At 68.3% G+C, this 16,655-nt stretch carries 19 protein-coding genes; 7 read left to right on the forward strand and 12 right to left on the reverse strand.

Features of this window, described 5'->3' with window-relative positions:
* Nucleotides 1–390: 390 nt before the first annotated feature.
* The 4 genes from V5734_RS00760 to V5734_RS00775 are packed head-to-tail and all read right to left on the reverse strand — an operon-like array spanning nt 391 to nt 4,553.
* Complete coding sequence (locus tag V5734_RS00760) at nt 391–1,431, reverse strand: NifU family protein (protein ID WP_347309624.1); 1,041 nt, start codon at nt 1,429–1,431, stop codon at nt 391–393.
* On the reverse strand, nt 1,424–2,605 hold the full coding sequence (locus tag V5734_RS00765) for a P-loop NTPase (protein ID WP_347309625.1): 1,182 nt from the start codon (nt 2,603–2,605) through the stop codon (nt 1,424–1,426). Before V5734_RS00765 ends, V5734_RS00760 begins: the two co-directional genes overlap by 8 nt.
* The gene (locus V5734_RS00770; RefSeq protein ID WP_347309626.1) at nt 2,602–3,051 is read right to left on the reverse strand and encodes an RrF2 family transcriptional regulator; all 450 of its coding nucleotides are present in this window, start codon (nt 3,049–3,051) and stop codon (nt 2,602–2,604) included. Before V5734_RS00770 ends, V5734_RS00765 begins: the two co-directional genes overlap by 4 nt.
* Nucleotides 3,042–4,553, reverse strand: coding sequence for a glutamate synthase subunit beta (locus tag V5734_RS00775; protein ID WP_347309627.1), 1,512 nt, complete (start codon nt 4,551–4,553; stop codon nt 3,042–3,044). The genes V5734_RS00770 and V5734_RS00775 overlap by 10 nt, the downstream gene beginning before the upstream one ends.
* Nucleotides 4,554–4,653: 100 nt before the next feature.
* Here V5734_RS00775 and V5734_RS00780 point away from each other — a divergent pair, with 100 nt between their 5' ends.
* Nucleotides 4,654–4,914, forward strand: a complete 261-nt coding sequence (locus tag V5734_RS00780) for a DUF2249 domain-containing protein (RefSeq protein ID WP_347309628.1) — start codon at nt 4,654–4,656, stop codon at nt 4,912–4,914.
* A gap of 33 nt (nt 4,915–4,947) precedes the next feature.
* Nucleotides 4,948–5,205 (forward strand): DUF6522 family protein, encoded by a 258-nt coding sequence (locus tag V5734_RS00785; RefSeq protein ID WP_347309629.1) that lies wholly within the window; start codon nt 4,948–4,950, stop codon nt 5,203–5,205.
* 200 nt (nt 5,206–5,405) lie between these two features.
* Here V5734_RS00785 and iolE read toward each other — a convergent pair whose 3' ends face one another.
* From iolE to V5734_RS00805, 4 genes are all read right to left on the reverse strand, one after another.
* Nucleotides 5,406–6,302 carry a myo-inosose-2 dehydratase gene (gene iolE / locus V5734_RS00790; protein WP_347309630.1) on the reverse strand — a complete coding sequence of 299 codons (897 nt, stop codon included), beginning with the start codon at nt 6,300–6,302 and terminating at the stop codon, nt 5,406–5,408.
* Nucleotides 6,303–6,389: 87 nt separating this feature from the next.
* Nucleotides 6,390–7,385 (reverse strand): inositol 2-dehydrogenase, encoded by a 996-nt coding sequence (gene iolG / locus V5734_RS00795; RefSeq protein ID WP_347309631.1) that lies wholly within the window; start codon nt 7,383–7,385, stop codon nt 6,390–6,392.
* A 145-nt stretch (nt 7,386–7,530) separates the two neighbouring features.
* Complete coding sequence (locus V5734_RS00800; protein WP_432759615.1) at nt 7,531–7,686, reverse strand: hypothetical protein; 156 nt, start codon at nt 7,684–7,686, stop codon at nt 7,531–7,533.
* Nucleotides 7,687–7,722: 36 nt separating this feature from the next.
* The gene (locus V5734_RS00805) at nt 7,723–8,577 is read right to left on the reverse strand and encodes a TIM barrel protein (RefSeq protein WP_432759616.1); all 855 of its coding nucleotides are present in this window, start codon (nt 8,575–8,577) and stop codon (nt 7,723–7,725) included.
* A gap of 42 nt (nt 8,578–8,619) precedes the next feature.
* On the opposite strand from V5734_RS00805, the gene V5734_RS00810 reads away from it, so the two are divergent.
* The gene (locus V5734_RS00810) at nt 8,620–9,003 is read left to right on the forward strand and encodes a Gfo/Idh/MocA family oxidoreductase (protein WP_347309632.1); all 384 of its coding nucleotides are present in this window, start codon (nt 8,620–8,622) and stop codon (nt 9,001–9,003) included.
* Here V5734_RS00810 and ubiV read toward each other — a convergent pair.
* Genes ubiV through ubiT form a run of 3 tightly spaced genes read right to left on the reverse strand, consistent with a single transcriptional unit; the run spans nt 8,909 to nt 11,377 of the window.
* Nucleotides 8,909–9,859, reverse strand: coding sequence for a ubiquinone anaerobic biosynthesis protein UbiV (gene ubiV, locus V5734_RS00815; protein WP_347309633.1), 951 nt, complete (start codon nt 9,857–9,859; stop codon nt 8,909–8,911). The genes V5734_RS00810 and ubiV overlap by 95 nt on opposite strands.
* 4 nt (nt 9,860–9,863) lie before the next feature.
* Nucleotides 9,864–10,841: a ubiquinone anaerobic biosynthesis protein UbiU gene (ubiU, locus tag V5734_RS00820; RefSeq protein ID WP_347309730.1), complete on the reverse strand. Its 978-nt coding sequence runs from the start codon at nt 10,839–10,841 to the stop codon at nt 9,864–9,866.
* A complete protein-coding gene (ubiT, locus tag V5734_RS00825; protein WP_347309634.1) occupies nt 10,841–11,377 on the reverse strand; it encodes a ubiquinone anaerobic biosynthesis accessory factor UbiT in 537 nt (178 codons plus the stop codon). Before ubiT ends, ubiU begins: the two co-directional genes overlap by 1 nt.
* Nucleotides 11,378–11,494: 117 nt before the next feature.
* Between ubiT and V5734_RS00830 the strand changes: the two genes are divergently transcribed.
* From V5734_RS00830 to V5734_RS00845, 4 genes are read left to right on the forward strand one after another with little or no spacing between them, the layout of a single operon-like run.
* Complete coding sequence (locus V5734_RS00830) at nt 11,495–12,979, forward strand: UbiD family decarboxylase (protein ID WP_347309635.1); 1,485 nt, start codon at nt 11,495–11,497, stop codon at nt 12,977–12,979.
* Nucleotides 12,976–13,557: a UbiX family flavin prenyltransferase gene (locus V5734_RS00835; RefSeq protein WP_347309636.1), complete on the forward strand. Its 582-nt coding sequence runs from the start codon at nt 12,976–12,978 to the stop codon at nt 13,555–13,557. Before V5734_RS00830 ends, V5734_RS00835 begins: the two co-directional genes overlap by 4 nt.
* A complete protein-coding gene (gene ric, locus V5734_RS00840; protein ID WP_347309637.1) occupies nt 13,554–14,216 on the forward strand; it encodes an iron-sulfur cluster repair di-iron protein in 663 nt (220 codons plus the stop codon). Before V5734_RS00835 ends, ric begins: the two co-directional genes overlap by 4 nt.
* A 37-nt stretch (nt 14,217–14,253) precedes the next feature.
* On the forward strand, nt 14,254–15,402 hold the full coding sequence (locus tag V5734_RS00845) for an NnrS family protein (RefSeq protein WP_347309638.1): 1,149 nt from the start codon (nt 14,254–14,256) through the stop codon (nt 15,400–15,402).
* 87 nt (nt 15,403–15,489) lie between these two features.
* Here V5734_RS00845 and V5734_RS00850 read toward each other — a convergent pair whose 3' ends face one another.
* Nucleotides 15,490–16,167: a DnaA N-terminal domain-containing protein gene (locus V5734_RS00850; protein WP_347309639.1), complete on the reverse strand. Its 678-nt coding sequence runs from the start codon at nt 16,165–16,167 to the stop codon at nt 15,490–15,492.
* Nucleotides 16,168–16,655: the final 488 nt, after the last annotated feature.

Consider the following 16,655-nt stretch of genomic DNA (forward strand, 5'->3'; position numbering starts at 1 on the left):
GTCTGCAAGACAGCGCCGACATATTCGCGTTGTGACGCCCTTGCTTGTTCACCTCGCCTTGGCTTCCTCCCATGCGAGATGTTTACAAAGACTAAGCCTGGCTCGATTTATTGTCTACAATAAGATTGCGTTTTGTTGACATATCGCTGCCGGGGTCAGACGGGGGTGTTCGGCGAGCGCCCCACGTCCTGCCGGGGTCTCCGCAGCGTGGTGCGTCTCGGGCTGACGGAAACACGTCGTCCGTGGGGCGATGCCGCAAGCGCCAGGCAGACAGGCTTCGTGGTCACGGCGCGACGATCACCGAAAGGTTCCGGCGTGATCTGGATGCCATGACGCGGATTCCGTGCCCTCGCTTGACGCCTGCGGCCAGGCGCCGGACCGGTGGCCGGTCTAGGCGCGCGAGACTGCCATGCGCGCCAACCCCTCGATCTCGCGGGTGTGGAATGCGCGCTCCGATTCGGTGTCGCGCGGTCCGCGCGACAGTTCGCGGGCGAGATCGAAGAACCCCTTGGCCGGCAGGCCGTCGGTCGCCCGGCTGACGGCGCGAGCCGCGATGAAGGGGCGCCCGGCGCGCGCATCCTCGCGCATGGTGTCCTCCAGCGCGCGGGTAATCCGGCGCACCGATCCGGGCTTCCAGAGCCCGAGCGCGCGGGCCAGCGCACCATAGCTGATCGTCGGCGCGGAGGGTGGGAGCGATTCGAGATATCTGCGGACGGAACTGGCCAACGGGGAAGAACCATCCGAATGCCCTTCGACCGGGGCAACGGGCGACGGCGTTCCCGATGCCGGCTCCGCGATCGGGGATATCACGGGGTCGGCGCGATCGGTCGTGCCGCGATAGAACGGACTGGTTCCGGCCCCGTGATCGGTCACGTCGACAATATTTTTCAGGTCAGGCAAGGCGGCGCGGAGGATGCGTTCGACGCCACCGCGCAGGGTCAGTTGCGATCCGGCGCAACCCTGGCATCCGCCCGACATGCGCAGATAGACGGTTCCGCCGGCCACCCCTTCGACGGCGACGCGGCCGCCATGACCGGCGATGGAAGGGTTGACGCGACTGTCGAGCAGGTCGCGCACCGCCGCCAGCATCCGCGCGTCAGACTCCATATCGGTCTCGTCGGGCGGCGTTCCCAGCGGCTCTGCGGTGATGGCGAGGACGGCGCGGATGGCGGCGGCGATTGGCGCCTTCATATCCTCCCACCGCGCGTCCTGCCCCTTGCGGATATGGATGCACGCGCCATCCACCTCCACCCGGCACACGCCACTCACGGCGAACAGGGCGCGGGCCAGCGGCGCGTCCGTGCCGGGCCCGTCGAAGGTCGCCCGACCCGCGCCATGTTGCACAGGCTCATCGAGCAGGAAGCGCAGTGTGTCGGGATCGCGCGGCGATGGCTGGGCCCGGATCCGCAGAGGGTTTGCCGGGTCAGACATCTTCGGTTTCAGCCCCCTGCATCTGGCGCAGCATCTTGAACGTGTAGATCCCGCTGCCGTGACCGTCGCTGAACGCCATGCCGATTGCGTAGTTGCCGACACTCCAGATCCGCGTGGGGGCAACGGCCAGCGCGACGGTTTCCGGATCCAGCAGGCGCGCGCCGCTGACCTCGTCGCGGCAGGCGGCGCAGGGGCAGGCGACGCGCAGGTCGCGGACCGGAATGACCTGAGTTTCCCGATCTGCCCAAAGAATCTCCAGCCCCGCCGCGTCCAGGTCGAACCCACAGGGAAGATCCGGCGCACCGCCATGGGCCGCAACCGGCGCCGGCTTGCCGGCGCCCGTCGCGACATTCCAGTCGAACGGCAATGCCACGCCGCCGGCGCCCGCCGCCCCGATCGCGAGCGCCGCGGCGATGCGCGCATAGGCCTGCGCGGCCGGGCTTTCCGGATGGGCGACAACGAGGGGTATGCCCGCATCGCCGGAATCGACGATCGCCGGGTCGAGCGGCACCGTGCCCAGAAACGGAACCCCGAGCTCGCCGGCGATCGCCGCGCCGCCGCCCTGATGGAAGATGTGGCTGACCTCCCCGCAGGACGGGCAGGTAAAGCCGCTCATGTTCTCGATCACGCCGAGGATCGGCACATGCACCTGTTCCATCATCCTCAGGCCGCGCCGCGCGATCTTCAGGCTGACGTCCTGCGGCGTGCTCACCACCACCGCGCCGGTCAGCGGGAACGACTGCGCCAGCGTCAGCTGGATGTCCCCGGTTCCCGGCGGCAGGTCGAAGAGCAGGATGTCGAGGTCTCCCCACGCGACCTGTCCGACGAACATCCGCAGGTATTTCGTGACCATCGGGCCGCGCAGGATCGACGGCTGATCGTCGCTGGTCAGCATCGCCATCGAGATGACCTTGAGCCCGTGCGCCTCGGACGGAATCACCCGCCCGTCCGGCCCCATTGCCGGTGGCGCGCTGCCGGGTATGCCCAGCATTCCGGGGATGGAGGGGCCGTAGATGTCGGCATCGACGATGCCGACGCGCAGGCCCGTGCGGGCCAGGGCCACCGCGAGGTTCACGGTGACGGTCGATTTTCCGACGCCGCCCTTGCCGCTGCTCACCGCGATCATGCGGCGCGGCGCCCCCGGCGCGTCGGTGAATTCAGGTTGCGTCGTCATGGCGATGGCCTTTCGTTCCTTGCGGCCGCGATCACGCCGAAATCCCGCGGCCGGAGGGTCAAGTCGGAGAGGGTGTGTCGATCCATCACCGCCATGAAGGCGCCCAAAGCCTCGGTGATGATGCCCGGCAGGCGGCAGTAGGGGGTGATGGCGCAGGCGGCGGTGGGCGAGAAACACTCGACCATCTCGAAATCCGGCTCGGTCAGGCGCAGGACATCGCCGAGGGGAATCTCCTCGGGCGGTTTGCCGAGCGTGAACCCCCCGGCGCGGCCGCGCTGCGAGCGTAGGATGCCGGCGCCTGCCAGCACGCCGACGATCTTCATCAGGTGGCCGCGCGACATCCCGTAGATCTCCTGCGTCTCGTCGATCGTCACCAGCCGTTCGGGATGCGCGGCGGCAAACAGCAGCACGCGCAAGGCGTAGTCCGACATCATCGTCAGCCGCATGCGGGTTCTCCGATCCGGGTTTGGTCGCGCGTCCCGGTATGGCCGGCTTCCGGCAGGGTATCAAGATAGCGATCCACCGCCGCCGCGACCTCGCGCCCTTCGCGGATCGCCCAGACGGCGAGCGAGGGGCCGAGCCGCGCGTCCCCGGCCACGAAGACGGCCGGCGCCGCCGTCATGCGGGTCTCGCGGTCGGCGGCGACGCGATCCTGCGACGACATCGCCACGGCGCCACCGGTCAGCCGGCCGGCATCCTCGACCGTGAAGCCGAGCGCGTTGATGACCAGATCGGCCGCGACCTCGAAGTCGGAGCCCGGCACCGGCTCCGGCCGCTTGCGCCCGGCCTCGTCCGGCGCACCCAGCTGCGTGCGACGGGCCCGCACCGTGCGCACGGCGCCGCGCTGGCCGAATCCCTCGGGGCTGGAGGCGATCACCTCCACGGGTATGTCCGAGAGCGCCTCGGGCTGGCTCTGCCAGCCGAATTCGGCGCCCTCCTCCTCGGCATGGCCGACCTCGCGGGAGGAGCCGGGCATGTTGGCGCGATCGCGGCGGTAGAGGCAGGTGACGCCCGCGGCGCCCTGGCGGACGGCCGTGCGCACGCAATCCATCGCCGTATCGCCGCCGCCGATCACCACGACCCACTTGCCGGCCGCGTCGATGTCAGGCGTCGCCGTCTCGCCGATCAGCGCCCGGCTGGAGGACACGAGGAAATCCATCGCCGGGATGACACCGGCCAGCTCCTCGCCCGGCAGATCGAGGCGGCGCGGCCGGTAGGCGCCATAGGCCAGCACCACGGCGTCGTGCCGTGCATGCAGGTCGGCGAAGGCGAGATCGCCGCCCAGCACCCGCCCACCGTGAAAGACGACGCCCGCCTCGGCCAGAAGCGCGGCGCGGCGCGCGACCACCTGCTGCTCCATTTTGAATTCGGGGATGCCATAGGACATGAGCCCGCCCATGCGGGCATGACGGTCGTAAAGGTGAACCTCGTGGCCCGCGGCGCGAAGTTCCTCGGCGGCGGCCATGCCGGCCGGTCCAGCCCCGACAATGCCGACACTGCGCCCGGTCAGCCGGGTGGGCAGACGCGGCTTGACCCAGCCGCTGGCCCAGGCGGTGTCGCCGATATGCCGCTCGACGGCGCCGATCGTCACCGTGCCGTGGCCGGCCTGTTCCAGCGTGCAGGCCCATTTCGCCTCGCACAGCCGGTCCTGAGGGCAGATCCTGCCGCAGATCTCGGGAAAATTGTTGGTCGCCTGGGCGAGGTGATACGCCTCCTCCATGCGCCCCTCGGCGGTCATCTTCAGCCAGTCGGGGATGTTGTTGTGCAGCGGGCAGTAGACCTGACAATAGGGTGTGCCGCATTGCTCGCAGCGCGACGCCTGCAGGGCGGCGTCATCCGGCGTCAGGTCGGGCAGGATCTCGCGATGATCGCGGATCCGGTCCCCGGCCGCGCGCTTGTCGGCCATGCGCCGCGCGAGCGTGACGTATTTCTGCATGCGATCGGCCATCGGCGCCTCCATCTGTGGCCCCTGCATAGCCGTTAAAAAACATATTGACAATATTTCTTTTACAGTCGAGCATCCGGCCTATCCGTCGAAAGGACATATCATGACCGCCACCACCTCCGCCGACACGACCGCACCCGCCGTCGTCGACCTGCGTCCGATGATCCCGCAGGAGCGACACGCCACCGTCTTCGCCGCGCTCGAAGCGCTCGATCCGGGGGCAACGTTCGTGCTGATCAACGACCATGCGCCGATCCCGCTTCTGCAGCGCGTCGAGCAGACCTGGCCCGGGCGGTTCACCATCGACTTCCTGCGCGACGGACCCGACGTCTGGCAGGTCGCCATCATAAGGTCGTCAGACTGACGCTTCACCCGTAACCACGAAAGGAGAGGCCGGATGCGCATCGAACGGCTCGACAACGGCTTCCGGATCGACGCCACGGCCCTCGGCCCGCTGCTCGGCGTGCCGGGGGAAGACATGCAGCGGCTGATGCGCGAGGGCCGCATCGCCAGCCTCTGCGAAACCGGACGGGGCGAGGATCACGGCCGCCACCGGATCACGTTCCGGCACGGCGTCACCCGCATCCGGCTGACCGTCAACGATGCGGGCGAGGTGCTCCTGCGCACCCGGGCCACGGTCGCGCCGCACTTTTGACAGAGGTGCCGGACCGGCGCGGGATCGTCTGGCGAGGCATCGGTGCCCGACCCGACGCATACCGCAATGGTCCCGTTCTCCGTTGCGATATTGCTGGTGACGCGGATGTTCGTGCCCCCGTCGTTCCGGGTCCGCCCCGTGCCGTTCGGGACGTAAGGGCACTGCGGCGGGGTGATTTCCGATCCTTGCCCCGCCTGGCCTCAGATCAATCCGGTTTCCCGGGCAATCCGTTTTAGCGTCGCGAGGCCGAGCGTCTGGTAGAGGAGCGGGTTGCGGACGGCCGGATCCTGCTCGGCCTCGATCACAATCCAGCCGTCATAGCCGTTCGCGGCGAGGATTTTCAGAAGCGGCGTGAAGTCGATGGCCCCCTCCTGGTCGCCCGGCACGGTGAAGACGCCGCCGCGCACGCCGTCCATGAAGGACCAGCCCTCCGCCTCCACCTTCGCGCGGACCGCAGGGCGGACATTCTTGGCGTGGAAGTGGCGCACGCGGCCGACATGCTTTTTCAGCACCGCCTCGGGGTCGCCGCCGCCGAAATAGCAATGCCCGGCATCGAAGAGAAGCTTCGTCGCGGGCCCCGTGGCGGCCATGAAGGCGTCGATATCCTCGGGGCTTTGCACGACGGTGCCCATATGGTGGTGATAGACGAGGTCGATGCCCTGCGCCGCAGAGTAGGCGGCGACCTCCTCGACCTTCGCGCCGAAGTCGCGCATTCCGGCCGCATCCAGCACGGGGCGCGTGCCGAGCGGCTGGTCGAGCCCCTGGACGGAGTTCGAAGTCTCGCAGGCGATCGCCACCTTGCAGCCGTTGTGCGCCAGCTTGTCGAGATGCGGCTGGATCGCGCGCTTCTCGTCGTCGACCGAATGGGCGAGCAGGTTCAGCGAATGCCAGCCCGAGATGAACGTCAGCCCGTAACCGGCGAGAAGGGCGCGCAGCGCCTCGGGGTCGTCCTGCGGCCAGCGGTGGCCGTTCTCGATCCCGTCGAAGCCGATCAGGCGGCCGGCCTCCTCGAGGATTCGGCTTGTCGGGATATCCGCGCCTAGGGACTGGTCGTCGTCGTTGGCCCAGGCGATGGGGTTGGTGCCGAACTGGATCATCTCTGTCTCTCCAAGGGCCGCGTCAGGTCACGGGCCGGGCTTGATCTTCATGGACGTCCTCGGATCAGTGGCGGATTGCCGCCTTCCCTACCGGGCTACGTTCACGGTCTGGCCGGTTTCCACCGATTTCAGGGCGGCATCGGCCAGAACCAGGGCCATCAGGCCGTCTTCGCCGGTCGTCGGCGTCGCGGTCCCGTTCGTGACCGCCGCGATGAAGCCCGCGATCTCGTTGGCATATGCCGCGACATACCGCGTCATGAAGAAGTTCAGGAGCGGCGGCCGCTGGAAACCGTCGGCGGTCGCGATCTCGATATTCGCCTCGGCCATGTTCTGCGCGGACACTGCCCCCTTCGACCCCAGCACCTCGATCCGCTGGTCATAGCCATAGGTGGCCCGACGCGAGTTGGTGATCACCGCCTGGCGCCCCGATTTCGTCCGCAGGATGACGTTGACCGAGTCGTAGTCGCCCAGCTCGCCGATCTTCCTGTCGACCAGCACCGAGGCGGCGGCCTGCACCGTCTCGACCTCTTCGCCGAGCAGCCAGCGGGCCATGTCGAAGTCGTGGATGGTCATGTCGCGGAAGATGCCGCCCGAGCGGGTGATATAGTCGTAAGGCGGGGCGCCCGGATCGCGGGACGAGATCGTGACCATCTCGACCTCGCCGACCTTGCCCGCGTCGATGGCGGCCTTCACCGCCATGAAATCGGGATCGAAGCGCCGGTTGAAGCCGACCATCAGCGTGCCGTTCTCGGCGGCGACGACCTTGAGCACGTCCCGTACGCGCTGCACGTCAAGATCGACCGGCTTTTCGCAGAAGACGGCCTTGCCGGCCCTGACCGCCGCCTCGATCAGCTCCGCATGGGTATCGGTCGGCGTGCAGATGATCACCGCGTCGATGTCGTCCGCCTCGATGATCCCGCCGACCGTCCGGACATCGGCGCCATAGGCGCCCGCAAGGGCTTCGGCGGCGGCGCCGATGGCATCCGCGACGGCGACGAGCCTGGCGCCGCTGTCGGAGGCGACCGCCCGCGCATGGACCTTGCCAATGCGGCCCGCCCCCAGAATTCCGAAACGAAGTGGCATCTTCTAGTTCTCCGAATGTGCCGCATCGCGGCCTTGGTTGCCGGAGGGGGCGGCCCCCCATCTCATGTTCGAATTCGCCGACACCGGCATTTCAGATCCATTGGACACCTTGCCACCGCAAGACCACCGGACCTTGATTGCGTCGTCAGACGAATACCGGTTCGTATTCTGACTGCGTCTTGGCGCCGTTGATATAGGCAACGACATCCCGACCGTCGGTTTCCTCGTTCCTGAGGCTGGCGCAGATACGGCCCCTCCGGAGGGCGATGATCCGGTCGCAGAGGTCCATCACCTGCCGCATGTTTTAGCTGATCGGGATCCGCGGTTCGCCCTGTTCCTATTGCGTGTGGACGATGTTCTCGGCCATCGCCGTCGTCCCCGCCAGCGCGGCAAGCCTGCCCCGGATGAATTCGAACGACCTCGCCAGCTCCGCAGCCGGGTCGGTCAGCGCATGGGTCAGAGGCGAGAAGGCCTCCATCGAGATCGGTCCGGTATACCCGATCGTCAGCATGCGCTCGATCTGGTCGATGTTGCCCAGGCGATCCTGAGCATCGACGAGAACGCGATGCTGATCCTCGATTTCGGGCATTCCGAGCGATTGATCGACCACGCCTGACATGTGGATGATACCGGTATGTTCGGGGAAGACCGGGCCGCCGCCGGCGAGATAGTGATGGAAGGTGTCGTGCACGATCCTGAAGACCCCGACCGCGTCCAGCGCCTCGATCGCCTCGACCGCATCAGCTTTGGAGCGCAGCGACGACCGCAGAAACCCCAGCGGTTCGATGAGCGCCACCATGCCGGCATCCTGAAGCATCGGCCTGATCGCCCGCATGGAAAGACGCAGGTTCGCCTGCCGTTCGCCGTCGCCAAGCCCGGCGCCATCGTTGCGCGGAATGAGGCTGATGGTCTCGGCGCCGCAGGCCGTGGCGGTCTTGATCAGCGCCGCGACCTCGTCGCGGATCGCATCGCTCCAGGCGTTGAACGGATAGACCTGGCTGAGGCCGACGATCCGCAAACCCATGTCGCGGGCACGCTGCCCCACGGCCTCGGGCGCCTCTCCGTCGAACAGCGGCCGGCCGAGATCGGTGCGGAACTCAACGCCCACGCAGCCGGTGTCTCGTGCCAGTTCGAGCAGCTCGATGTGGGAGAGCCGCGGAGCCGTCATGTGGTTGATGGCCAGGTTCAGCATGACGTTCCCCCAGGTTCCGGGCGCGGGCCGGGAATCCCCGACATGCCCTTCAGAACCGCATCGGACATCAAATCCAAAAAATTCGTCACACAGCGGCGCGAGCGGCGTCAAGATCACCATCGTCACGTCTCCATCGCCGGGACGGATGCCGGCAAGCATGTCTGGTGCGAAAAGCCGATGGCGCTGACCCGCGACGACGTCGTTGACATGACGAGAGCGGCAGAGCGGAGTGGGGCCGTCACGCTTGTCGGAGACAACTTTATCCACAACCCCGCCTTCCGGCACGCCCGACGGCTGATCGCGGAAGCCGGGCCTTTTCGGAAGTGCGGCGCTAGCGGACGGCGGACGCAGGAGCTGCGTCGCGGGCAGGTCCGGCGGTCGTTCCGCTTCCGTCGCCCGACCACGCGGCGCCGGCGGGTCCGGTGAGAAAACCGTCCGACAGCCTGCCGTCCGGCACCATGGGCCGCAGCAGCGCTTCGAGCGCGGCACCGGAAATTCGTCCCTCCAGACGGTCGGCATAGGCCCCGCAGATCGCCGCGAAGTCGCGCGACTGCGGCGACAGGCGCAGCGACGCGACACCCGCCTCGCGCAGCGCCTCGATCTGCAGCGCCATGCTGGCGGTGGACTGGCTCAGCGTCTGCACCCCGTTCACCGTCAGGAAGCGCTGGCCATCCAATGTGTCCACGTCGCGCCCGTCCGGGTCCTCGCCGCAAACGAACTGGCAGCTGTCCTTGGCGCGGTCGTGCAGCCGCGCGTGATAGCAGCGTGCCGAGATCGCCAGCGGCAGCCGGCCGTGGCCCCAGACCTCGACCGGCACGCCCTCTTCCCGGCCGAGCCGCGCCAGGACCGCGACGGAGTCGAGCGTCAGCTCCGGCGGCAGGCAGACGCGCCGCGCGCCGCGCCGGATCAGCCAGCGCAGCGTGCCCTCGTTATAGACGTTGACCAAGGGCCCGACCCAGAAAGGCTGGCCCACCGGAACATGGATCAGCGCGGACAGGTCGTTCACCTCGACCGGCAGGCCCGCATCCATCAGGTCGGCGGTCAGTTTGCGCTCGCGCTTGAGGGTGATGAGGGCCAGCGATGTCAGCGCCACATCCTTGCCGGCGGCGACAAGCGTTTCGGCCGCGGTTGCGATTTCGCCCTGCCAGAAGGGCAACCGCTTGGAGCAGACGAGTTCGCCCAGCACGACGCGCGATACCGGGGTGGCGGCCAGGTCGCGGTAGAAGCCGCGCACGGCCTCCGCCTCCCAGAAGAAGAAATTCGGGCCAACGGTCAGGTCCACCGGTTCACCTCCAGGTCTTGGCGTAAGCGCCGGTGGTGGCCTTCTGGCCTTCGGCCAGCCGGGCCAGTGTGCTTTCGGGCAGCGGCATGCCTGCCGCCTGTGCTTCCACTGCCGCGCGGAAGGCGCGGACGACCTGGGCGACATAGGCGCGGCTGCGCTGGCGCCCCTCGATCTTCAGGGCGCTGACACCGGCCTTGGCCAGTCGCGGTATCAGATGCGTGGCGTCAAGGCTGACCGGATCCTCGAAGATGTGCCCGGTCTGGTCGCCGGAGGTAAAACAGCCCTTGCAGAGCGTCGGATACGGCGCCGGCGCCTCCTTCGGGGTGCGATGGATGGTGAAGCCGCCCAGTCGTGCGGCCAGGTCCCGACCTTCCTCCGCATAGACGACATGGCTCGCGGGCGAACAGACGCCGTTCATGTTGGGCGACTTGCCCGTGGCGTAGGAGGACAGCGAGCAGCGCCCTTCGGCCATCACGCAAAGGCCGCCATAGACAAAGACTTCGGTTTCCACGTCGATCTCGCGGTTGATCGCGGCGATCTCCTCGACCGTCAGCACGCGGGGCAGCACCACGCGGCGCACGCCGAAGGCGCCGGCATAAAGGTTGATCGCATCGGGGTTGGCGGCGGCGGCCTGAACCGAAAGATGGCGGCGCAAGGACGGGTGCCGCTCGGCCGTGTGGGCGAGCAGTCCGATATCGGCCAGGATCACCGCATCGGCGCGCGCCGCCTCGGCGTTGGCGATGGCGCGGTGCCAGATCGGTTCGGCCCCCGCGCGGGGAAAGGTGTTGATCGCGACCAGCACTTTCGCGCCGCGGGCATGCGCGAAGCCGACCGCCTCGGCCATGTCCTCTGGCGTGAAGTTCAGGCCGGGGAAATTGCGGGCATTGGTTTCGTCCGCGAACCCGCAATAGACGGCATGCGCGCCCGCCTCGACAGCGGCGCGCAAGGCGGCGGGGGTGCCGGCCGGGCAGACCAGTTCCATCATGCGAGATCGTCCAATCGTGTTATCCGGTGCAGGGTGAGCCCGGTGGCCCGCTCCGCGCCGGTCAGCGCCCGGCGGAGCGGCAGGGCAAGCGGTCCGCTCAGCGCGGCCAGTTCCTCGGCAAGATCCAGTTCGGCATCGTCGATGGCATTGCGCAGCGCCAGGACGGCCGCGGTATCGCCCTCCACCGTCAGATCGCGCGAGAAGAACAGCGCATCGCCATCCTCGGCGCCGTGCATCATCGCCAGGAAGGCGGAGATCGGCCCGGCGATACGCGCATCATGCGCCGGAGGGCGAGCGCGGCGATGCGCCGTCATCACGGCGGCCTCCGGATGCAGCAACAGCAACCAGGGCAGGTCGATCGGGTCGATCAGGAAACGGTGCCCCGCATAGTCGCCAAGACGGCGCGTCATTGCCGGATGGGCCTTCGCCATGCGGCGCGTGAGCGCGCTGAGAAACAGGCTCAGCGGCGGCAGGGGCAGGGGCAAAGCGGCAAGCTGCAAGGGGCGCGGCAGTTGCGGCAACGGTGCGGTCATGGATCGGTTCCGGTCTTGATGTCTACTGGATAGATGATCGGTCCCGGGGCCGGATTGACGATAGTCAAGTCGCTTCGCCGTTGCAGGCGTTATCGGAGCGGAAAAGGATCACTCCGGATGCGCAGCCTCCCCGTCTTTGCGGATCTCCGCGCCTTTCTCGGCTGGGCCGAAGGAAGCGGTGATCTGGCACGGCTCTCCGCCCCGGTGGATCTGCGGCACGAGATGACGGCGGTGCAACTGGCGGCGCTGCGGGCGGGCGGGCCGATCCTGCGCTTCGATGCCGCACGGCAGGGCGAAGGTCGTGCCGGAATGCCGGTCGTCGCGAACCTCTTCGGCACACCCGCGCGCGTCGCCGCCGGGCTCGGCCTTATGCCGGACGAGATTCCGGCCTTCGGCGAGTTTCTTGCCGCGTTGCGCAATCCCGCCCCGGTCGATGGCATGCGGGATGCCCTGTCGCGCTGGCCCATGCTGCGCGCCGCCCTCCAGACACGGCCGAAAATCCTGCGCCGCGGCGCCGCGCAGGAGCGGCGCGCGGAGCTGGATATGTCGCTGGTGCCGGTGCAGACGCCGTGGCCCGGCGATGCCGGCCCGCTCGTGACCTGGCCGGTGGTCGTGACCCGTCCATACGCATCGGAGGCGCGCCAAATCTCGCGCTACAACCTCGGCGTCTACCGGGCGCAGGTGCTGCCCCCTGACCGGCTGATCCTGCGCTGGCTGGCACATCGCGGCGGCGCGGCGCATCATCGGACATGGGAGCGCGCGGGCGAACCGATGCCCGTCGCGATCGCGTTGGGGGCCGATCCCGCGACGCTGCTGGCCGCCGCCCTGCCCTTGCCGGAAGCGGTGTCGGAAGTTGCCTTCTCCGGCGTCCTGCGCGGGGCGCGGGCTGAACTGGCGCCCGCGACCACCGTCCCCCTCCTGGTGCCCGCGAATGCCGAGATCATCCTGGAAGGCTGGGTCCATCCCGGCGAAACCGCGCCCGAAGGCCCCTTCGGCGACCATACCGGCTATTACAACGCGGTAGAACCGTTTCCGGTGATGCGCCTGACCGCCATCACCCACCGCCGCGATCCTCTTTACCTGACGACCGTCACCGGGCGTCCGCCCGACGAGCCGTCGGTCATCGGCGAGGTGTTCAACACGCTGGCGCTGCCGATGGTCCGGGCGCAGATCCCGGAAGTGACCGACCTCTGGCTGCCGCCCGCCGCCTGCTCCTACCGCATGGCGGTGGTGCAGATCGACAAGCGCTATCCCGGTCAGGCGCGGCGCGTGATGCTGGCGCTTTGGGGCATGCTGGCGCAGTTCAGCTATACCAAGACCATCGTCGTCGTCGACCGCGACATCGACCCCCGGTCCTGGGACGATATCGCCTGGGCGATGGCGACGCGGATGGACCCGGCGCGCGACGTCATGCTGCTCGACGGCACGCCGATGGATTACCTCGACTTCGCGAGCCCGCGCGAGGGGCTGGCGGGCAAGATGGGCATCGACGCAACGACCAAGATCGGGGCGGAGACGGACCGGACCTGGGGTCAGGTGATGGCGCTCGATCCGGCACATGAAGCGCGGGCGGCCGATCTTCTTGAAGGGATATTGCCATGACGCGGCGGGTGATCCTTGGCGTTTCGGGCGCGTCGGGCGCGGCCCTGGCGCTCGATTGCGCGCGCGTCCTGCACGCGGCCGGCATCGGCGTGGAGCTTGTGCTCTCCGCGATGGCGGAGCGCACGCTGGCGCTCGAAATCGGGCCCGACGCCCGCGCCGAACTGATGGCTCTCGCCGGACGGGTCCATCCCGTCGTCGATCTGGGGGCCGCCATCGCAAGCGGGTCCTTCCCCGTCCACGGCATGATCGTCGCGCCCTGCTCGATGCGCAGCCTCGCGGCGATTGCGCAGGGGCTCGACGACAATCTGCTGACCCGCGCCGCCTCGGTGCAGCTGAAGGAGCGGCGCCCGCTGGTCCTTCTGGCGCGCGAGGCCCCGCTGACGCTGGCGCATCTGCGCAACATGACGGCGGCGACCGAGATGGGGGCGATCGTAATGCCTCCGGTGCCCGCCTTCTACCTGCGCCCCGAAACGACGGCAGAAATCACCACCCAGATCGCCGCGCGCGCCGTCGATCTGCTCCGCATAGCTCCTCCCACGGCACACGCATGGGACCCAACCGAAGGAAACGCACCATGACCGAACTCACCCCCGCCGCGCTCGTCGGCGATATCGCCTCCGATCTTCCCGGCGCCGCCGAACTCTTCCGCCAGCGCGGCATCAGCTTTTGCTGCGGCGGTAGCCAGAGCCTGAGCGAAGCGGCGGCGAAAAACGGCCTCAGGGTCGAAGACCTCCTCGCCGATCTGCAATCCCTGGCCGCCGCCGCCAACCGCGACGCGCCCGAGGCGACCACCCCGCTGATCGACTACATCCTCGCCCGCTACCATGAAACCCACCGCACCGAACTCGACTGGCTGATCCCGCTGGCGCAAAAGGTCGAGACTGTGCACGGCGATCACGACGACGCGCCGCACGGCCTGACCGAGGCGCTGGTCGCGCTCCGCGACGATCTCGACAGCCACATGATGAAGGAAGAGCAGGTGCTGTTCCCGATGATGAAACAGGGCGGTCACCCGATGATCGCCCATCCGATCGATGCCATGCGCCACGACCACGACACCACGGCCGACCTGCTGCGCGGCGTGGAGCACGTGACCCACGGCCTGACCCTGCCCGAAGGCGCCTGCCGGTCATGGACCGCGCTTTACACCGGGCTGCGCAAGTTCACTGACGATGTCGTGGCGCATATCCACCTTGAGAATGCCGTCCTCTTCCCGCGCTTCGAGGCCGCCAGCTGACGCGCGGGTGCAGGGGACCGCAGCGCCGGACAGGGGATTGTGGCGCGCGCCCCATCTGCCGCTCTTCCTGTTGGCTGCGGTCTGGGCGGCGCTGGCGCCTCTGGTCTGGCTCTTTCCGGCACTGTCGGATGACCCGGCCGGGTGGCACCGGCAGGAGCTGATCCTGGGTTTCGCGGGGGCGGCGATGGGCGGCTACCTGCTGACCGCCCTGCCCCATTGGCTGAAACTGGCGGAACGCTCGGCGTCCGGGCGGGGTCCGGGAAAGCGCGCGGTGCAGGCGCTGGTCGTGGCATGGATCGCCGGACGGGTGGCCGCGCTGCAACCCGATACCGATCTCTCGGTCCTGACCGGCATCAGCATCTTTCCCCTCGGTCTGAGTGCCTGCCTCCTCGTTCCGGTGCTCTCGGCGCGGCTCTGGTCGCGCCTGCCCATCGCCCTCGCGCCGGTCGGATTGCTCGCCGCCGGCCTCTGGCTGCGCATGACCGGGGACGGCCTGACTGCGGCGCTGGCGATGGCGCTTCTCGTGGCGGTCGTCGGCGGCAGGATCGTGCCCGCATTCCTCCGGGCCCGAGCCGGCCATGCGGCACCGCCGGTGACGGGACGGGTGGCCGATCTGGTCCTCGCCCTTGCCCTGGCGGCGCACCTCCTCGGCATGCGGGACGGCGTGACGGGCTGGCTTCTCCTCGCGGCGGCGGCGGGCCAGGGGGCGCGCATGCTGCGCTGGCCGCTCGCGGAGGGGCTGGCCGGGCGGCCGGCCGATCTGGCCATGCTGGTCGCCGCCTGGCTGTGGCTGCCGGCGGGCCTCGCCCTGATAGGTCTGTTGCTGGTCGCGCCGTCGGTGCTTGCCGGCCTGTCCCCGCCGGCAGGAGTGCATGCCCTGACCATGGGGCTGATGGGCGGAATGATCCAGGCGGTCATGGCGCGCGCCTCGATGCGGCGCGGACCCGGCGTCCTGCAAGCCGGGAACGGGCATAAGATCGCGTTCGCGCTGATCATGCTGGCAACGGTGCTGCGGCTTGCCCTGTCCGCCTCGCCCGAAGCGCTCGCCGTTCCGACCCTGACCTGGTGTCTGGGCTGGGCCGTCTTCGCGGGATGCGCCGTCCGGTCGCTCTGGGCGCCGGTTCCCCATCCCGTGCTCAGCGCCGCGCGGCCCGGTGCCGCGTCGGCCCGTCCGGCCAGGCGATGACCGTCCAGACGCTATCGAGACGGTCGCGTATCCTTCCGTCATGCGTGACGGTGATGAGGCAGGCCCCCTGCCCTGCCGGTCTCGCCCTCAGGCGATGACCGTCACGGCCGCGAGGCTCGGCTCCACCGCGCGCAAGGCGGCGAGGAGCCGGGCGTGAAGATGCGTCATCACGTAGGAGGCATGGAAGCGCGTCGGCGCGGCGAGTGTCAGGCAGCCGTCCTCGGTGCCGGCCTCGCGCAGCGGGTGGAACCATGCGCCATAGGTGGCCGCATCCTCGGCGTGAAGCCTTGCCTGAACGCTGGCCCAGAGCGTTCCGTCGGCCTGTGGCGCGGGCCGGGCGCGCAAGGGCACGACATTCGTGGGCGGCGGCGCACTTGGAACCGGATCGACGCGTTGGATGAAATCCGGTCCGATATTCGGCCAGACGGGCCGGGTGTCGTCCATGATTCGACCCAAATCCAGCCCGTAGACACTGACGCGGCCCCGGGCGCCCTGACGTTTCTGCACAAGCCAGCCAAGCGCCCGCAGCTTCGCCATCTCGCGTTTCACGGTCCGTTCGTCCACCGACCAGAGTTTCGCGATCTCGCCCTGCCCCATGGTCAGCTCGTCGCGCTGCCAGTTGTAGCGCGTGGTGATCAGCGCCATGATCCTCAGAACCTGGCGCTGGACATGCTTGTCCTGCGCGAGGGCGAAGGCCATGAGGGCCGAAAGAATGTCGTATTTCCGGGAAGCCGCCTCGCGGCCGACCGGCCTGGGAAGCTGCATGTCGCTCTCCTGTCGCTTGCCCGCCCCTTGCGGGAACGTCAAATCTGCCTCGATCACACGGGCCATTGATGGCCTCTGGTGGTGAAATCCACGCTAACTCAACGCTCTTCACCTCTTATGGGCTATTTGCGTCCGGGTTTGCGATTCTGTCAAGCTTGGAACGCCCTTGGCAGGTTTCCGACCCTCTTTCCCGAAGGAAAGAAAAAGGTTCTCTGGTTATGGGGGACAGTCTGGCTGTCCCTTAATCGGGTGGAAATGTCCCCCAATATACGGGATGTCGTCTTCGGGTGTCCCCCAATATAGTCTCTTACCGGCCCGATCCGGGGTCCCTCAGTCAAACGCCCCGATTCGCGGCGGGGGCCCGTGCCCTGCTGGCATTTCTTCCCCGCGGGGAAGGGTCGAACGAATTCTAACTTCGCTTTTGCATTTTTGGCAAATCCGGCGTATTTCCGAAAAAGGCAAGAATTTACGTTGCGCACGAGGCGAGC

It is taken from the genome of Defluviimonas sp. SAOS-178_SWC, assembly GCF_039830135.1.
In the GTDB taxonomy this organism is placed as follows: Bacteria; Pseudomonadota; Alphaproteobacteria; order Rhodobacterales; family Rhodobacteraceae; genus Albidovulum.

What these genes read in the sequence shown, in the direction of transcription:
- V5734_RS00800 (WP_432759615.1), bottom strand. Translation starts at nt 7,686, where the DNA reads ATGCGGCAGGTGATGGACCTCTGCGACCGGATCATCGCCCTCCGGAGG.
- V5734_RS00810 (WP_347309632.1), top strand. Translation starts at nt 8,620, where the DNA reads ATGCCCTTCAGAACCGCATCGGACATCAAATCCAAAAAATTCGTCACA.
- V5734_RS00770 (WP_347309626.1), bottom strand. Translation starts at nt 3,051, where the DNA reads ATGCGGCTGACGATGATGTCGGACTACGCCTTGCGCGTGCTGCTGTTT.
- V5734_RS00775 (WP_347309627.1), bottom strand. Translation starts at nt 4,553, where the DNA reads ATGGCCGATCGCATGCAGAAATACGTCACGCTCGCGCGGCGCATGGCC.
- V5734_RS00760 (WP_347309624.1), bottom strand. Translation starts at nt 1,431, where the DNA reads ATGTCTGACCCGGCAAACCCTCTGCGGATCCGGGCCCAGCCATCGCCG.
- V5734_RS00850 (WP_347309639.1), bottom strand. Translation starts at nt 16,167, where the DNA reads ATGCAGCTTCCCAGGCCGGTCGGCCGCGAGGCGGCTTCCCGGAAATAC.
- ubiT (WP_347309634.1), bottom strand. Translation starts at nt 11,377, where the DNA reads ATGACCGCACCGTTGCCGCAACTGCCGCGCCCCTTGCAGCTTGCCGCT.
- V5734_RS00785 (WP_347309629.1), top strand. Translation starts at nt 4,948, where the DNA reads ATGCGCATCGAACGGCTCGACAACGGCTTCCGGATCGACGCCACGGCC.
- V5734_RS00835 (WP_347309636.1), top strand. Translation starts at nt 12,976, where the DNA reads ATGACGCGGCGGGTGATCCTTGGCGTTTCGGGCGCGTCGGGCGCGGCC.
- ric (WP_347309637.1), top strand. Translation starts at nt 13,554, where the DNA reads ATGACCGAACTCACCCCCGCCGCGCTCGTCGGCGATATCGCCTCCGAT.
- V5734_RS00830 (WP_347309635.1), top strand. Translation starts at nt 11,495, where the DNA reads ATGCGCAGCCTCCCCGTCTTTGCGGATCTCCGCGCCTTTCTCGGCTGG.
- ubiU (WP_347309730.1), bottom strand. Translation starts at nt 10,841, where the DNA reads ATGGAACTGGTCTGCCCGGCCGGCACCCCCGCCGCCTTGCGCGCCGCT.
- V5734_RS00805 (WP_432759616.1), bottom strand. Translation starts at nt 8,577, where the DNA reads ATGCTGAACCTGGCCATCAACCACATGACGGCTCCGCGGCTCTCCCAC.
- V5734_RS00780 (WP_347309628.1), top strand. Translation starts at nt 4,654, where the DNA reads ATGACCGCCACCACCTCCGCCGACACGACCGCACCCGCCGTCGTCGAC.
- V5734_RS00765 (WP_347309625.1), bottom strand. Translation starts at nt 2,605, where the DNA reads ATGACGACGCAACCTGAATTCACCGACGCGCCGGGGGCGCCGCGCCGC.
- iolG (WP_347309631.1), bottom strand. Translation starts at nt 7,385, where the DNA reads ATGCCACTTCGTTTCGGAATTCTGGGGGCGGGCCGCATTGGCAAGGTC.
- iolE (WP_347309630.1), bottom strand. Translation starts at nt 6,302, where the DNA reads ATGATCCAGTTCGGCACCAACCCCATCGCCTGGGCCAACGACGACGAC.